Origin of the sequence: Kineothrix sp. IPX-CK (assembly GCF_039134705.1) — a bacterium.
GTDB classification, from domain to species: domain Bacteria; phylum Bacillota; class Clostridia; order Lachnospirales; family Lachnospiraceae; genus Kineothrix; species Kineothrix sedimenti.
The window spans coordinates 3954430-3971179 of record NZ_CP146256.1 but is presented as its reverse complement, the minus strand read 5'-3'; the positions used below and the strand labels follow the sequence as shown (position 1 = coordinate 3971179).

The following is a 16750-nucleotide window of genomic DNA, read 5'->3' as shown; positions in this document are numbered from 1 at the left end:
ACATTTAGGGAAAGGCTCTTTCATGGAAATAGGAAGCATTTATGAAATCGACCCGAAAAATGTGCCTGCAGGCGGCTTAGGCGGTGCGGCAGGGCCATTTTTGAAGGAAGTGGAGAAATACAATAAAAAATACTGTGCATATACTCAGTCCGGCAGGGAGGCAATTGCATGGGCGCTTCGAAGCCTTGAGGAAAACGAGCCTGCGATACTGAAGGAATGCCTGATTCCTGCATACATGTGCGATACGGTATTTTTTCCCTTTGAGCAGGAAGGGTGGAAACTGCATTTTTATCATATTGGAAAGAATCTGGAGGCAGCTCGGGAAGAGCTTTGTAAACAGATAGAACATATAAGACCGGGTCTGCTTTTTATCCATCCTTATTACGGAATGGATACATGGAAGCCGATGCGGTCTTTGCTTAAGCAGTGGCGAAGTCAGGGACTTCATATTATGGAGGATGTGACGCAGTCCTATTATCTGGAGGATGCGGGAGGGGAGGCCGATTACGTGATAGGCAGCCTTAGAAAATGGTATCCGGTACCGGACGGAGGCTTCGTAGCTTCCGATATTCCCCTTTCCTCCGGAGAGCTTCAAGGCGGAGGAGAATTTACGGGCAGCAGGCTTGAGCTTTTGACTGAGAAATGGAAATACCTTTATGGAGGAATGGCTGAAGACGAAAAGCGGGCCTTGAAGAAAACCTATCTGAAGAAAAATGCTGAGATGGAAGAATGGCTGGATAGGCATTCGGACATTAATTCCATATCGCAAATTTCGGGAGCGATGCTAAGCAGGGAAGACGAAGAAAGGTGCAAGCGGGTGAGGAACGAGAACTATAAGCAGCTGCATCAGGCGCTCCTTGATATGAAAAGCGTAAGACCCGTTTTCGAATCCATGGAGGAGAGGGCGGTTCCTTTATACTTTCCGGTTTATGCAAAGGAGCGGAAGGAGCTTCAAGAATATCTGCAAAAGAGAGATGTGTATGCGCCGGTGCTCTGGCCTGTAGGAAAGGAAAATAAAGAACATCTTTGCGACGAGGAAAGGTATATTTTCGAACATCTTCTTGCATTGCCCATGGACCAGCGATATGGAAATGATGGGATGGAGCAAATAAGGAACGCGATTTTCGATTATGAGCGTAAAAAGGGGGTAAGCGGTATAGCCGCGGGCAGCAGATATACGATAGGAATAAGGGCCGATGCCAATGAAGAAATTGCTACAGGGCATATCATGCGCTGTATTACGATTGCAAAGCAGCTGATAAGAAGGGGAGAAAGTGTATGCTTTTTTGTGGCCGATGAATTTGCCGCTCCGATGCTAAAGCAGGCGGGCGTGGAATATGTGTGCCTGCAAACGAAATGGAAGGAACCGGAGAGCGAGGTACAGACGCTTCTTTCCGAATTGAAAAAAGCGGGCTGTGAAAAGCTGCTGGTGGATTCCTATCAGGTGGCAAATGGAAAATATGCAATGGCATATTTCGAAGCACTGAAGGAAATATGTGATATCATTTATATAGACGATATGTTTGAAGCTGTTTACCCGGTGCGCATGGTCATTAATTACAATGCCTATCACCATCTCTTTCCCTATGAGGAGGCCTACGGACAGGATACGAAGCTGCTCCTTGGTACGGCGTATGTGCCTCTCCGCGAGGAATTTTCTGAAGAAGAGGGAGCGCTTCGTCACAAGGAGAGACATGTTCTGCTCAGCAGCGGAGGCGGAGACGTTTATAGCGCACTTTTAGGTATTCTTGCGGAGGCGGTAGAAAGAGAGGCGCTTTCGGATGTGGTGTTCGATACGGTAGTAGGGAGGTTCCATAATAAGGCAGAGGAACTAAAAAAGCTTGCGGATAGTCATGAACAAATAGTGCTGCACCGCAATGTAGAAAACATGGCGAGGCTTATGGGCGGCTGCGAGGCTGCGGTATCGGCTGCAGGTACCGTACTTTTTGAACTCTGTGCCATGCAGGTACCCACGGTATTTTTTGTCTGCGCGGACAATCAGAAATATGACAGCGATTTCTTCGAAAAGGAAGAGAGAATGCTTTTCTCCGGAGACATAAGAACGGACCGGGCAGATTGCATAAAAAGGATATGTGACGGGCTGGAAAGACTTCTTCAGGATAAGGAGCTGCAAAGCAAAATGAAAAAAAAGCTGCACGGGGTGACGGACGGAAACGGAGCGGCCCGGATTGCGGAAGAAATCATAAAGCTATAGAACGGAATGAGGAGGTAACGATATGCTGCTAAGCGCGGTAGCGATTATTACGGCAAGAGGCGGAAGTAAAAGGATTCCGGGAAAAAATAAAAAAGAGTTTCTGGGTAAGCCCATTATCTGCTATTCCATCGAAGCGGCGTTGACCTGCGGGCTGTTCGATGAAGTGATGGTTTCTACCGACGATGAAGAAATTGCTGATATCGCGGCAGATGCGGGAGCGAGTGTGCCCTTTATGAGAAGCGGTGCAGCCTCCGACGACTACGCGACTACGGACGATGTGCTTTTAGAGGTACTGGAGGAATACGAAAAAAGAGGAAAGACCTTCGAATATATGGCGTGCATTTATCCCACCGCCCCATTTGTTACATCTGAGAAACTGAAAAGTGCGTATCAAATCTTAAAAAGAGATAATGCCTCGGGTGTTATGCCGGTGGTGAGCTTTTCTTTTCCTCCGCAGCGGGGGATGGCGATAAGGGATGGCAGACTGGAATACTGTTATCCGGAAAACGCGCAGAAACGCTCTCAGGATTTGGAGACGATGTATCATGACTGCGGACAGTTTTATTTTTACAATACGGAAAAATATCGTGCCTGCAAAGGGGATTTGAAGGAAGGATATGTTCCGATCGTGGTTCCCGAGACGCAAGTGCAGGATATTGATAACTTATCGGACTGGAAGCTGGCGGAAATCAAGTACCGTATGATGGAGGATGAGAATGGTAAAGAAAATTAAGATAGGCAGCCGTTATGTGGGTGAGGGAGAAAAGACCTTTGTGGTGGCGGAGGTTTCCGCTAACCATTTACAGGACTATGACAGAGCTGCGGCAATCATCAAGGCAGCAAAGGAGGCAGGAGCAGATGCGGTAAAGCTGCAAACCTACATGCCGGATACGATCACCTTAGACTGCGATAATGATTATTTTCAAATAACGCAGGGGACGATCTGGGACGGGACGACTCTGCACAAGCTTTATGAAACGGCATATACGCCGTGGGAATGGCAGCCTAAGCTGATGAAGCTGGCAAACGAACTTGGAATGGAATGCTTCTCTTCTCCCTTTGATGAGACGGCTGTGGATTTTATGGAAGAAATGGACATGCCTGCGTACAAGGTGGCTTCTTTTGAAATTAATGACATACCGCTGATACGTCAGATTGCCGGAAAAGGGAAACCGGTCATCTTCGCCACGGGAATCGCTTATCTGGAGGATATCGAGAGGGCGGTAAAAGTGTGCAGGGAGGAAGGCAACGACCAGATCATTTTGCTAAAGTGTACCTCCACCTATCCTTCTCCTTATGAGGATATGAACTTAAAGGTAATCCCCAATATGGCGGAAGTATTTTCCTGCATAACCGGTCTTTCAGACCATAGCATGGGAACAGCCGTAGCCGTCGGAAGCGTGGCGCTGGGGGCGAAGATGGTAGAAAAACACCTTACCCTGTCCCGGGTAGACGGAGGACCGGACGCAGCGTTTTCTATGGAACCTGCTGAGTTCAAACAAATGGTCACGGATATCCGCATTGTGGAAAAAGCTCTCGGTAAGGTAACTTATGAATTGACCGAGAAGCAGAAAAAGAGCAGAGAGGACGGAAGAAGCCTGTTCGTAGTAAAGGATATGAAGGCAGGAGAGGAATTTTCCAAGGAGAATGTCCGTTCCATCCGCCCGGCTTTTGGTATGCATACAATGTATTATGATGAAATTCTGGGAAAACGGGCAAAGGAGGCTCTTGCAAAGGGAACCCCTCTTGACTGGAAATATATAGAGTGACAAAGATTATAGTTTGGCAAACAACATTGCGAGGGGGTATGCTGATGCAGAAAAAAATGATGATTCTCGGAGCCAGTGCCTTACAGATTCCGGCAATCCAAAAAGCGAAGGAACTGGGATTCCAAATTATTCTTGTGGATTACGATGAGAATGCGCCGGGCTTTCCCCTTGCCGATGTGAAGCTGGTAGTCAGTACGTTGGATCAGGAGGAGGTTTACAGGCAGGCGCTTATTTATCAGCCGGATGTGGTGATTACCTCCACCAGCGACGGACCGGTGCGCACGGCGGCTTATGTGAATGAGCGGCTTGGGAAAACCCCGGACCTTTCCTACGAAGACTCCTTGTGCGCTACGATAAAAAGTTATATGCGCGACAGACTGAAGGAAAACGGCGTGCCGATTCCGGCATATTATGCGGTACATGATTTTGAGGAATTGAAAAAGGCGGTAGGCGAGCTTAAGGGGTATTGTATCGTGAAACCTGCGGACAACGCAGGAAGCCGTGGAGTCGTGCTCGTGGATGTTAGGAACAGCGGCGGTCAGGCCGCAGATTCGAAGAAGGAAGTCACAGACCTTATCGAAATAGATAATGATAAATTAAAAGAAATCTATGAATACAGCAAGAGTAATTCCAGAAACGGCATTGTTATGGCAGAGGAGTTTATGACAGGGGCGGAAGTGAGCGTGGAATCCATGACCGTAAACGGAGAAACGACTATTGTTACGATTACGGATAAATTCATTACTCCGCCGCCGTACTTCGTGGAGCTGGGACACTCCCAGCCAAGCGAATTGCCGGAAGACATAAAGACAGCAATTAGAAAGGTGACCCTTCAGGCTGTGAAGGCAATACGGCTGCAAAACGGTCCCTCACATACGGAAATAAAGGTAACCGAAAGCGGGCCGAAAATCGTGGAAATCGCGGCAAGGCTGGGAGGTGATTTCATTACATCAAAGCTTGTGCCTTTGTCTACCGGAGTGGATATGGTGGGCAGTTCCGTACTTTTGGCAGCGGGAGAGAAAACAGATCTGACCTCAAGATGGGAAAGAGGCTCTGCCATCCGCTTTATTTCGGGGATTCCGGGAATAATTAAGAGGATAGTGGTGGTGGAGGATATCCACGCCCTGGAGGGCTTAGAGGAATTCGTACTATATAAAAAGGCCGGAGATGTAATAAACGGCACGAAATCAAGCAACGATAGGCTGGGGTATGTGATTGCTAGCGGAAAGACCGCAAGGGAAGCGACAGACACCGCCATAAAAGCGCTTAAATTTATTCATATCGATATGGAAGAGGAATAAGGGGCATGAAAGAAAGAATCTATGTCTGTCATACTTATTATCATGTATATGTTGCATGTCTGAAGGAATTGAACCTTCCGAGGGAAAAAAGAGGGCGTGCACAGCTGGTACTTAGCACGATGTCCAACGACTTCGGCGATTTGAAGAGCAGGGCGGAAGGCTCCGGACTTTTCGAAGCTGTATACATGTTTGAGGAAAAAGAGGATATCGGGTTTCCGGAGCTTATGAAGTATCATTCGGATAAGGGAAACCTTCTTCTCAATATGATATATAGGATAAAATATACAAAACTTTTGGGAAAATTGCAGCAATCTTATGTTCCGGTGGATTTTAAAGAATATAAGGACGTTTATGTATTCTGCGATTCCGATCCGATCGGCTATTATTTATGTTATAAAAAGATAAAGTATCATGCGCTGGAGGACGGGCTGGATTGTATCAGTACTTATGATACGGCCCGCTATGACAATCGTGGACATTTTAAGCTCAAGGCATTTCTGGCATCACTTAATCTCATCTTTATACAAAACGGCTGGGCGAAATATTGCATCGATATGGAAGTTAACGATATTTCAATACTCCCCTATCCTTGCCCCAAGTACATCGAAAAACCCAGAGCGGAGCTGGTAGAGGCTTTAGACGAAGAGGCGAAGAATATTTTGATCCATTTATTTATTGCCGACATGGATGATATTGACAGGAAGCTTCGTGAGGGCGGTGATAATAAGGTACTCGTGTTAACGGAGCCCTTATGCAGTCTGGAGGTTAGAGAAAGGCTTTTTCGTGATGTGATAGAGCAGTATGGCAATACCTGCGGCGAGGATACGGTCATTATGATAAAGCCTCATCCGAGAGATGTACTTAATTATCATAGGTTGTTTTCTGAGTATATTGTCTTAGACGGCAAATTTCCTATGGAAGTGCTTAATTTCATTCCGGGGCTTAGGTTTAGGCGGGTAGTTTCCGTATTTACGGTGCCCTCTGCTATCCGCTTCGCAGAGGAAATCGTGTACCTGGGCGAGGATTTCATGGACAATTATGAGCCGCCAAAGATGCATAGGCAGAATGAGATGATTTAGGAAAATGATTAAATAGATGCTTAGGATAGGGGGAAGAAAATGAGCGAATATGGAAATAGAGAAAAAACTTTATATTTGGTTGTTCCGTGTTATAACGAGGAGGAAGGACTGCAGCATGCAGCAGCCGTGATGCGCGACAAATTGAGCAGGCTTGTGAAAGAAGACAAAATATCGCCTAAAAGTAAAATTATGTTCGTTAACGACGGAAGCAAGGACGATACTTGGAAGATCATCGTTGATTTGTGCAAAGAAGACTGCGTTTTTTCCGGGCTTTGCCTTTCGCGCAATTGCGGACACCAAAGTGCGATTTTATCTGGGATGCTGACGGCGGGAAAGCATGCGGATATGGTAGTGACGATAGATGCTGACTTACAGCAGGATATTGAAGCGCTTGATGGATTTATTGAAGCATATCAAAAGGGTAGCGAAGTTGTATATGGAGTAAGGAATGATAGGAATAGCGATGGATTCTTTAAAAAAATGACTGCAACATGTTTCTATAAAATGATGAATCTTTTAGGAAGTAATGTGATGGAAAATCATGCGGATTACCGACTGCTTTCGAAGACGGCAATAACTGCTTTGGAAGAATATAAAGAGGTAAATCTATTTTTGCGTGGGCTTATTCCGACCATGGGATTTCCATCTGATATTGTTTATTTTGATGTAAAGGAAAGAGAAGCAGGAAAATCTAAGTATACTTTTAAAAAGATGGTAAAATTAGCAGCAGACGGAATTACTTCTATGAGTACGAGACCAATTCAACTCATTACGCTGCTCGGTTTTGTCGTCAGTGTGTTTAGTGTTATTATGATTATTATAAGTCTTGTGGATTGGCTTTCGGGTCACAATATTCCCGGATATACGACTTCAATGGTCGTTACCTTGATGATGGGAGGGCTGACGATATTTTCTCTTGGTATTGTAGGAGAATATGTGGGAAAAATATACTTGGAGACTAAATCGCGGCCTAGATATATCATACAGTCTATAATATGGATAGATGCCCAGACTGGTGAGGAAGGACAGGAATCAGAAGATGGAGAGTAAAGAAGTAAGCCGGAGCAGAATAGATATTCATGCGGATGACTATGGGTTATCTGGTCATGTTTCGGAGGACATTCTAAAATGTCTGTATGCAGAAAAGTTAGACAGTATTAGTGTGCTGACCAATATGAAATGTCTGGAGGAATATGCGGAGAAATTCAATAGAGAGAAAAACAGATGGTCTCGAATGCCTCTCCTAAGCGTTCATCTTAATTTTATGGAGGGCCATTGTCTGGCACCTGTAGAAACGGTGTCTCATCTTGTTGACGAGCGAGGTTACTTTAAAATAGGATGGGGAACTCTCTTTCTATGGAATTATTGTCCGTGGAAATATAAAGAGATAGAACGCGAACTGGCGGCGGAGATAGAAGCGCAGACAGAATGCTTCAGGGAGCATTTCGGTGAAGATTACGGCATTGGCGTGCCGCTTCGTTTTGACGGTCATCAGCATACTCAGATGATTCCCATCGTATATAAAGCACTCATGAAAGTAATGGAAAAGCGGCAGTATCTGGTGGATTATATCCGTGTGACCAAGGAGCCGATACGCCCGTTTTTGATGAGCTTTTCTTTATGGAAATCATACCGTCCGGTCAATATCATTAAAAATTTGCTTTTAAATTTTTATTCTATACATATGGAAAAAATAATAAAAAGGGAGGGAATAAATGTTCGCCCTATGTTTTTGTGGGGAGTGTTGTTCAGCGGACATATGGATGCGAAGCGCGTTGGCAGGGTCCTGCCCCTTATGAAGGAACAGGCATATAAAAAAGATAGAATGCTGGAAATACTATTTCATCCCGGCAGCACGTTGCAAGAAGAAATGGGTGAGGAGTTCAGTAATGATGGAAGCAGAGAATTTTATCTTTCGAAGGGAAGAAGGATGGAATATGAGGCGATTATGGTTTTGAATATGGAGAATTTGCAATCCTATAAGTAAGTATGCTAAAATACAAAGATGATTTCTTCTTCGCGGAGCGAATTGACATGCGGAAATCATGCGTTACTGCGAACGGAGTGAACAGTAGCAATAAACGAGCAGAGGTAAGACACCGAATGGTAAAAATACTGGCAAAGTTAAATATATTACTGGACAGAAAACAGAAGGAAAAGATGGTGGGCCTTGTATTCATCATGTTGATAGGGGCGGTGCTGGAGACCTTGGGAATCGGCATGGTTTATCCCGTTGCAGCGGTAATCACAGACCCGGATGCAATCGAGAAGAATAAGCTCTTATCGACAATATACGATATGTTTCATATGCAGAGCGTTGCACAATTTACGATGGTAGTCATGGGAGCCTTGATCGTGGTGTTCGCTGTGAAGAATTCCTATTTATTTTTTCAAAATAAGGTGCAGCTTAAATTTGTATACAGCAATCAATTTGCCACTTCAAGAAGAATGATGATCAATTTTATGAAGCGGCCCTACGAATACTATCTGAACGCGGATACTTCGGTAATCCAGCGCAGCATCACCTCTGACGTCAACAATATGTATGGCTTGATTTTGAGCCTTCTGCAGCTTTTCAGCGAGCTGATTGTATTCGTGTGTCTGGTGTGCGTCTGTCTGAAATCGGATGTGATGATGACGGCGACGGTTTCGGTGCTGTTAGTTGCAGTGCTCTTAATAATCAAAGGAATCTTAAAACCCATCATGCGTAAGGCCGGAGAAGAGAATCAGGACTATTACAGCGGACTGTATAAGTGGATTGAGCAGTCGGTCATGGGTATTAAAGAAATCAAAGTGGCAAATAAAGAAAATTATTTTATTAACGAATATTCCGCCTGCGGAGCAGGATATGTAAATGCCGTGCAGCGCTATAATATATTTAATGCCACTCCGAGACTTCTGATAGAGACTGTAGCGATTGCGGGCATGGTCTTTTATCTGATGATAAAAATATCGGGAGGAACGGCGGTGGCCGATATCGTGCCTCAGATTACGACGCTGGCCGTGGCGGCGATGCGCCTGATTCCAAGCGCCAACCGTATCAACAATTATCTGACCTCCATCGCTTATTTTGAGCCGTTTTTCATGGGAGTAACGGATAATCTTCAGGAGGATATCCGGGATGAAAACATCGATTATAAGGAGGAAGTTTATAGGCAAAAACGAAATATTGAGAAACTTCCGGTTAAAAGGGAAATACTTTTAAAGAATATCACGTATAAATACCCTAATACAGATGTTCTCATCTTCGATAAAGCGACGATGAGCATTCCGGTAGGAAAGTCCGTCGGCGTCGTTGGAACTTCGGGAGCGGGCAAAACTACAGTGGTTGATATCATGCTGGGGCTTCTGCGCCTGCAGGAGGGCGAGATACTGGCGGATGGCATAGAAGTCAGGGAGAATTATGAATCGTGGCTGAAAAATATCGGCTATATTCCGCAGACCATCTTTATGATCGATTCTACGATCCGTAAAAATGTTGCCTTTGGCTATGCGGATGAGGATATTGACGATAATAAGGTATGGCAGGCGCTGAAGGAAGCGCAGCTTGACGAGTTCGTGCGAGGGCTGCCCGAGGGGCTTGATACAGGCATCGGAGAAAGAGGGATCCGCATATCCGGAGGGCAAAGGCAGCGTATCGGTATAGCCCGTGCACTGTTCGAGGACCCGGAGGTATTGGTTCTGGATGAAGCAACCTCTGCTCTGGACAACGATACGGAGGCGGCAATTATGGAATCCATCAATCGCCTGCACGGAAGAAAGACATTGGTTATTATCGCCCATAGATTACAGACGATTGAAAAATGCGACATCGTCTACCGTGTAGAAAACGGACAAGCATCGAGGGAAAGGTAATATAAGACGAAAGGATTGCAAAAAGCAAAAGGAAGAAACGATGATAGAATTTATTATTAATATGTACAAAAAATATGAGGAGGCGGTGAATTATTTATTCTACGGTTTTCTCGCATTTCTTGTAAATATGCTCGCCTACGCGGCGGCAGCTAAGGTGCTTGGAGCGGATGAGGACAAGGTGGTACTGGTTCTGATAGCGACTGCCTTCGCATGGGTCGTGGCGGTTCTCTTCGCCTACTGGACAAACCGTACCTTCGTATTTAAAAGTAAGGTAACGGATAAAACCGGAATGCATAAAGAATTCGTATCGTTTATTAGCGCAAGAATTGTAACGGGAATCATGGAACTCGTCCTCATGTATATTTTGGTAGATGTAATTCGTGTGGATGATGTTGTTTCCAAATTTATATGTAATGTAATCGTAATCGTATGTAATTATATTTTCAGTAAGCTTTGGGTGTTCAGAAAAAAAGAAGCTTAGGGAGAGACGTATGTCGAATTCGAAACGTCAGGCAAACTACGAACTGTTAAGAATCATCGCAATGTTCATGGTGGTGACACTGCATTACCTGAATCATACCGGTGCATTGCTTTCCTTGGGAGAGAGTGCGGATGCGAAGAAAATCATAGGGACCCTCATAGAGTCTTTCTGCATCGTGGCGGTCAACGTATATGTGTTGATCAGCGGCTACTTTCTCGTAGAAGCGGGATTTAAAATAAAACGTATCGTAGTTCTCATTTGTCAGGTGCTGTTCTATTCGACGCTCATTCCCCTCTTCATGCTGGGGAGCGGAGCTGCAGGAAATGGAGCGGGCGGTATTTACTTATGGATACAATATTTATTTCCTATAGAGACGGAGCATTATTGGTTTGCAACCTCTTATGTAATTCTGTATCTTTTTACCCCGGTGCTCAATCTGGCGGTGAAAACGATGAACAGGAAACAGCTGCAGATTACCCTTGTGTTGCTGCTCGTATTCTTTTGCGGGTTCAAAAGCATCTCTCCGGTGCAGTTTGTTACAGACAGGTTCGGTTATGACTTTGGCTGGTTTTTGTGCGTTTATCTGATTGCGGCTTATATCAGGCTGTATGGACTGAAATCCTTTTCTACAGGCAGGCGTGCATGGATTGCCTATGCGGGCTGTGCCTTTGCCATATTTGTTGTCGTATGCGTATTTTATTATATCCATGAAAAAACGGGCGCCTTCGCTTATTACTCTACGGTGCCGTTCCATTATAATTATTTGCTTTGCCTGGCGGGCGCCGTTTCATTATTTTGTGCTTTCCGCTATGTGAAGATACCGGAGAGAGCGGCTGATATTATATGCGCCATCTCTCCCCTTACTTTCGGCGTTTATTTGTTCCATGAGCATATCGATATTCGCTCGATGTGGACCGGATGGCTGGATGAATTCATCGGACCGGTAAGTGAAGCGGGTGTAGGTGGCTTTGTTGTTCATTTATTGCTGTCCGTGTTTCTGGTGTATTTGACAGGAATCTTTATAGATGCAGTACGCAGAATTATCTTCGCTTACATCGGCAGGCACCTGGCGAAGACTAAGCCGGCGGCATGGCTTAAGAAAATTGACAGCAGCTTTTCATAAAAGAGATTAGATTGAAGTTAGCGTCCGCCTAAGCGGACAGAGGGGTATTTGAATGAGAACGCTTACGGATTGGAAAGGGAATGTGTATATGAAAATAGCGGAGAAGACAGTGTTTCCGTTCATATTGTTTCTTTATCCTTTGCTTCTTATCAATCAGGGAATCGACATTACGGATACTACCTATTCGCTGGGATATTACCGCTTTATGGATCGGATGGATATTACATGGGTGCTGGCGACCTATCTGGCGAATGTGGCTGGATCTTTTTTGATGAAGCTGCCCCTTGGAAATACACTTTTGGGTATGAATATATATACGGGGCTGCTTTTAAGCGCTCTGGCGCTCATCTGTTATTATGCTTTAAGGCATTGGATGGACGGGGGGATAGCTTTTGTCGGAGAGATGATCGCTCTTAGCCTTTGCTGGTGTCCTACGACGATTTTGTATAATTATCTGACTTATTTCTTGTTTGCAGCAGGGAGTATCTTGCTCTATCGGGCGCTGATAAGCGATAGGAAAAGCTATTATATATTGGCGGGAGCAAGTCTTGGGCTCAATGTTATGGTGCGCTTTCCCAACCTCGTGGAAGCAGCTTTGATCGTGGCGCTGTGGTTCGCAGGATGGCTGAATAAAGATAAGATTTCTGTTATCGTTAAAAAAACAGGGCTTTGCCTTGTTGGATACTTTGTGGGAATAGGCAGTATTCTGCTTATCATAATTGCAAGGTATGGAATGGATTCCTTTATCGGCATGATAAGCGGGCTGTTCGGGATGACGGAAGAAGCGTCCGATTACACTCTTATTGGAATGCTTTCCGATATCGCAAGCGCATATGCATCTTCTTTGAAGTGGATTGCTTACATGATTCCATGTATATTTGCGGGAATCATTATGTTTTATATAAAAAGGGGACAGTACGAAAGGCTTAAAAAACTTCTGTACTGCATTGGAATTTTAGTATTGTTTCGTTTTTATCTGGGTCAGGGTATGTTCTCTCTGCGCTACTATAATGAAGGAAGTGTTTTCCAGTGGATGATGTTGTTTCTCATTTTGTCTGTTATTTGCTGTATTGCGGGAATCGGGGGCTTTATTTCCGGCAGGTCGTACAAAGAGGAGCGCATACTGGCCGCTATCGTGCTCATCATTATTGTGGTCACGCCAATTGGAAGCAATAATTACACCTATCAGAATATGAACAACCTGTTTTTGGTCGCTCCCTATACCTTATGGGCCTGTTACCGGATATGGCTAAAGATAAAAGGACGAGCGGTTTATTTCCCGTTTCAGGCATTTGCCGCGGCGATTATACTGATGATTCTTGTACAGGGAATCGGCTTTGGCTGTAGGTATGTGTTCCGGGACGGAATATACGGGGAAAAGAGGGACTCTCAGGTGGAGAACAGCAGTGTGCTGGCGGGGATGTATACGACCAGCGAAAATGCAGCAAGCCTGAACAGTCTTATTGCGTTCTGGCAAGAGGGAAAACTTTCTAATGAGCCGGCAATCTTTTGGGGAGATGCGCCTGGACTTAGCTATATTCTGGATGTACCCGCCGCCATTTTCACCACTTGGCCGGAGATACCAAGCAATACCTACGATGCTCTCGACCGTGCGCTTGAAGAAATAGATACTCTGCCTACGGTAGTCCTTCATAACGACACGGGAAAGGAAATTGTATCCGGAGAAAAGTCGGATTTGATACTGGATTTTATTGCGTCACATAATTATCGGTGCGTATTTGAAAATGAAAATTACAAGGTGTATCAGCAATAAAGTCAAATGCAAGCAAGCTTGTGCTTGGCTCATTGCCCGCAGGAATAAATCGAAAGGGAGAATGAATATTATGATTAACTTTAATGTGCCTCCATTTACGGGAAAAGAAATGGAGTATATGCGGCAGGCGGTAGAAAACCAGAAGATATGCGGAGACGGAGAATTTACCCGCAGGTGCAGTACGTGGATAGAGGAAAGGACGGGCACGAGCAAGAGTCTTCTTACTACCTCATGCACCCACGCGCTTGAGCTGGCGGCTCTCCTTGCTGAGATAAAGGAAGGGGATGAAGTGATCATGCCTTCCTTCACGTTCGTATCTACGGCGGATGCCTTTGTGCTGAGGGGGGCCAGAATCGTATTTGTAGATATACGGCCTGATACGATGAACATAGACGAAAATCTCATTGAAGCTGCCGTTACCGGGAAAACGAGGGCAATTGCGGTAGTTCACTATGCAGGCGTGTCCTGCGAGATGGATAAAATCATGGAAATTGCGAGGAAACATCAGCTAATCGTGGTAGAGGATGCAGCACAGGGGATTATGGCTTCTTATAAGGGAAAGCCGCTTGGAACTATCGGAGATTTCGGCTGCTTCAGCTTCCATGAAACGAAAAACTACAGCATGGGAGAAGGCGGCGCTTTGCTGATCCGGGATGAGAAATACATCGAAGATGCGGAGATTTTCAGAGAAAAAGGTACGGACAGAAGCAAATTTTTCAGAGGCCAGGTGGATAAATACCGGTGGATGAATCATGGTTCCTCCTACCTGCCCAGCGATATGAACGCAGCTTATTTATATGCGCAGTTAGAGATGGCGGATGAAATCAACGATATCCGTCTGGCGAGATGGAAGCAATATTATGAAAGACTAAGCCGTCTTATGGAGAGTGGAAAAATAGAGCTTCCCAAAGTGCCGGAGGGATGTATCCACAACGGGCATATGTTCTATATAAAGACGAAGGACATGGAAGAAAGAGCGGCGCTCATCGCTTTTCTGAAGAAGAACGAAATCCTTTCGGTGTTCCATTATGTGCCTCTCCATTCGGCTCCGGCAGGTATAAAATTCGGACGATTCCACGGAGAGGACATATATACCACAAAGGAAAGCGAGAGACTTTTGCGGCTGCCGATGTTCTATAAACTTAAGGAGCAGGAAGTGGACTATGTTGCCGGTAAGGTAAAGGAATTCTATGGTGCTTAGCAGGTTTTATAAAAAACATGATAATAAAATAATTGCAGCGGGGCTTATGATAATTCTGGGCGTGCTGGCGGCGGTGCGGTATGATTATTATTTCGATTTGAACGATGATGTGGTGATGAAGGATATTCTGGCAGGGGTCTATACAGGCGAACCGGAAAGCCGCAACATACAGATGTTGTATCCTATGAGCCTGTTGATCAGCCTGATTTACCGTGTTTTTCCACAGGCGCCGGTTTATGGTATCTTTCTGTGCGGGTGTCAGTTTGTCTGCTTTTATCTCATCGTGCAAAGAAGCCTTTGCTTTCGAAGGAGTACGGTCTCCAAGCTGCTGATGGCAGGGCTGGAGGGCCTTGTGATGACGGTACTGTTTCTGCAGCATTTTATATTCATACAGTATACGGTCACTTCCGCATTGCTGGCAGGAACGGCAGCTTTTTTATTCGTCACGTCAAAGACCGAACCTTCCGTAAGAAAATTTATAAAAAGGAACCTATGCAGCATTATTCTGGTCATTGTGGCGTTCGGCATACGTTCGGAAATGCTTCTTCTTGCACTGCCCTTTATTTGCGCGGCGGGTATATACAGATGGTCCATGGAGGGCCACGGGAAAGCGGCGCTCTTTTCTACGGAAAATATAGTGAAATACTTGGGTGTTATTGGAAGTATTCTGGCGGGCATCGTATTGCTTTATGTGGTAAATGATGCGGCATACAGCGGAGGAAACTGGAGGAACTTCATCGATTATTTCGACAGCAGGACCAAGCTGTATGATTTTCAAGAGATTCCGCCCTATGAACGGAATGAAAAGCTGTATGAGAGGCTGGGAATTACTAAGGCGGAACAGGATATGCTGCTCGAGAGATATAATTTCGGCATGGACGATACATTAGACGCTGGAATACTTAACGCTATGGCGGAGTATCAATCTGATGTCAGGCAGCAGACGGTATCTCTGAGAGAAAATTTTGTGGAGAAGCTGTGGGAATACCGTTATAGGACTTTCCACAAGGAACCGGAAGGTTCGACGAATCCCGATGATTATCCGTGGAATGTCATGGTAGTATTGTCGTATATTTCCGTTTTTATCGCAGGAATATGGAATGAGGTATGCAGGACAAAGAATTGTTCGACAAAAAAATGTCTGACAAAAGATCGTCTTACATGGGAAGGCGAAGCGGTGCGCGGCAACCGGACCTGTGCCGGGGTGTGGAGAATAGTCTGGAAGTTGCTTCTTATGGGATTTGTAAGAACCGTGCTCTGGATGTATATTCTCATAAACGGACGCTATCCGGAACGCATTACTCATTCCTTGTATCTGATAGAATTATGCATCTTATGGTCTATGCTTCATATGGAAGGCCAAGGAATCGAAGCTCGAATCTGTGGAAAGATAAAAGCGACGGCAGTTTTTTCGGCAGTTATCGCACTGACGGCTGCGGCTTCCCTTCTGCCGGGGATCGGGAAGGTAGATGCGGAATATGCAGCGCGCAGGGAAGCGAATAAAACAGACATAGCGATGAAGGAATACTGCCGCTCTCATGAGGACAATTTTTATTTTATCGATGTGTATTCTTCTGTATCGGACCCCGTTACCGAAATACCGTATTCCGAGAAGATGTTTCAGAATGTAAATAATCATATTGCTAATTACGACATTATGGGAGGCTGGCTGAATAAAAGCCCGCTTTATGATAAGAAATTGAAAGCATTTGGACTAAGCTCCATGCAGGAGGCGCTCGCCTATGACGAGAACGTCTATATGATGGCGGAGCTTGAAATGGGTACGGACTTTTTGACGGATTATTACGCGGATCAGGGAGTGGAGACAAAGGTAAGGCTGGTTGACACAATAAACGGAATAATCGGCGTGTATGAAATCCAAGGATATATAACCGAAGAGATTGTGGAGTGATTAAAGAATAATTTTATTACGCGGGGAAGGAGCATATGAG

Annotated in this window: 13 protein-coding genes; all 13 read left to right on the top strand. The window is 45.1% G+C overall.

Annotated elements, in window-relative coordinates; translation table 11 throughout:
• The first annotated feature begins 22 nt into the window (after nt 1–22).
• A complete protein-coding gene (gene pseG, locus V6984_RS18870) occupies nt 23–2215 on the top strand; it encodes a UDP-2,4-diacetamido-2,4,6-trideoxy-beta-L-altropyranose hydrolase (RefSeq protein ID WP_342757145.1) in 2193 nt (730 codons plus the stop codon).
• Nucleotides 2216–2237: 22 nt separating this feature from the next.
• Nucleotides 2238–2948 (top strand): pseudaminic acid cytidylyltransferase, encoded by a 711-nt coding sequence (pseF, locus tag V6984_RS18865; protein ID WP_342757144.1) that lies wholly within the window; start codon nt 2238–2240, stop codon nt 2946–2948.
• Nucleotides 2932–3984, top strand: coding sequence for a pseudaminic acid synthase (gene pseI, locus V6984_RS18860; RefSeq protein WP_342757143.1), 1053 nt, complete (start codon nt 2932–2934; stop codon nt 3982–3984). The genes pseF and pseI overlap by 17 nt, the downstream gene beginning before the upstream one ends.
• A 44-nt stretch (nt 3985–4028) precedes the next feature.
• Entirely contained in the window at nt 4029–5285 is a 1257-nt protein-coding gene (locus V6984_RS18855) for an ATP-grasp domain-containing protein (protein ID WP_342757142.1), read from the top strand.
• A gap of 5 nt (nt 5286–5290) precedes the next feature.
• Nucleotides 5291–6364, top strand: a complete 1074-nt coding sequence (locus V6984_RS18850) for a glycosyltransferase family 52 (RefSeq protein WP_342757141.1) — start codon at nt 5291–5293, stop codon at nt 6362–6364.
• A 39-nt stretch (nt 6365–6403) separates the two neighbouring features.
• Complete coding sequence (locus V6984_RS18845) at nt 6404–7414, top strand: glycosyltransferase family 2 protein (RefSeq protein WP_342757140.1); 1011 nt, start codon at nt 6404–6406, stop codon at nt 7412–7414.
• On the top strand, nt 7404–8351 hold the full coding sequence (locus V6984_RS18840; RefSeq protein WP_342757139.1) for a ChbG/HpnK family deacetylase: 948 nt from the start codon (nt 7404–7406) through the stop codon (nt 8349–8351). Before V6984_RS18845 ends, V6984_RS18840 begins: the two co-directional genes overlap by 11 nt.
• Nucleotides 8352–8353: 2 nt before the next feature.
• The gene (locus V6984_RS18835) at nt 8354–10219 is read left to right on the top strand and encodes an ABC transporter ATP-binding protein (protein ID WP_342757138.1); all 1866 of its coding nucleotides are present in this window, start codon (nt 8354–8356) and stop codon (nt 10217–10219) included.
• 40 nt (nt 10220–10259) lie between these two features.
• Nucleotides 10260–10700, top strand: coding sequence for a GtrA family protein (locus tag V6984_RS18830; RefSeq protein ID WP_342757137.1), 441 nt, complete (start codon nt 10260–10262; stop codon nt 10698–10700).
• Nucleotides 10701–10710: 10 nt separating this feature from the next.
• A complete protein-coding gene (locus tag V6984_RS18825) occupies nt 10711–11823 on the top strand; it encodes an acyltransferase (protein WP_342757136.1) in 1113 nt (370 codons plus the stop codon).
• Between the two features lie 52 nt (nt 11824–11875).
• Nucleotides 11876–13597, top strand: coding sequence for a hypothetical protein (locus V6984_RS18820; protein ID WP_342757135.1), 1722 nt, complete (start codon nt 11876–11878; stop codon nt 13595–13597).
• A gap of 70 nt (nt 13598–13667) precedes the next feature.
• Complete coding sequence (gene rffA, locus V6984_RS18815) at nt 13668–14798, top strand: dTDP-4-amino-4,6-dideoxygalactose transaminase (protein WP_342757134.1); 1131 nt, start codon at nt 13668–13670, stop codon at nt 14796–14798.
• The gene (locus V6984_RS18810; RefSeq protein WP_342757133.1) at nt 14788–16710 is read left to right on the top strand and encodes a hypothetical protein; all 1923 of its coding nucleotides are present in this window, start codon (nt 14788–14790) and stop codon (nt 16708–16710) included. The genes rffA and V6984_RS18810 overlap by 11 nt, the downstream gene beginning before the upstream one ends.
• The last annotated feature ends 40 nt before the right edge of the window (nt 16711–16750 follow it).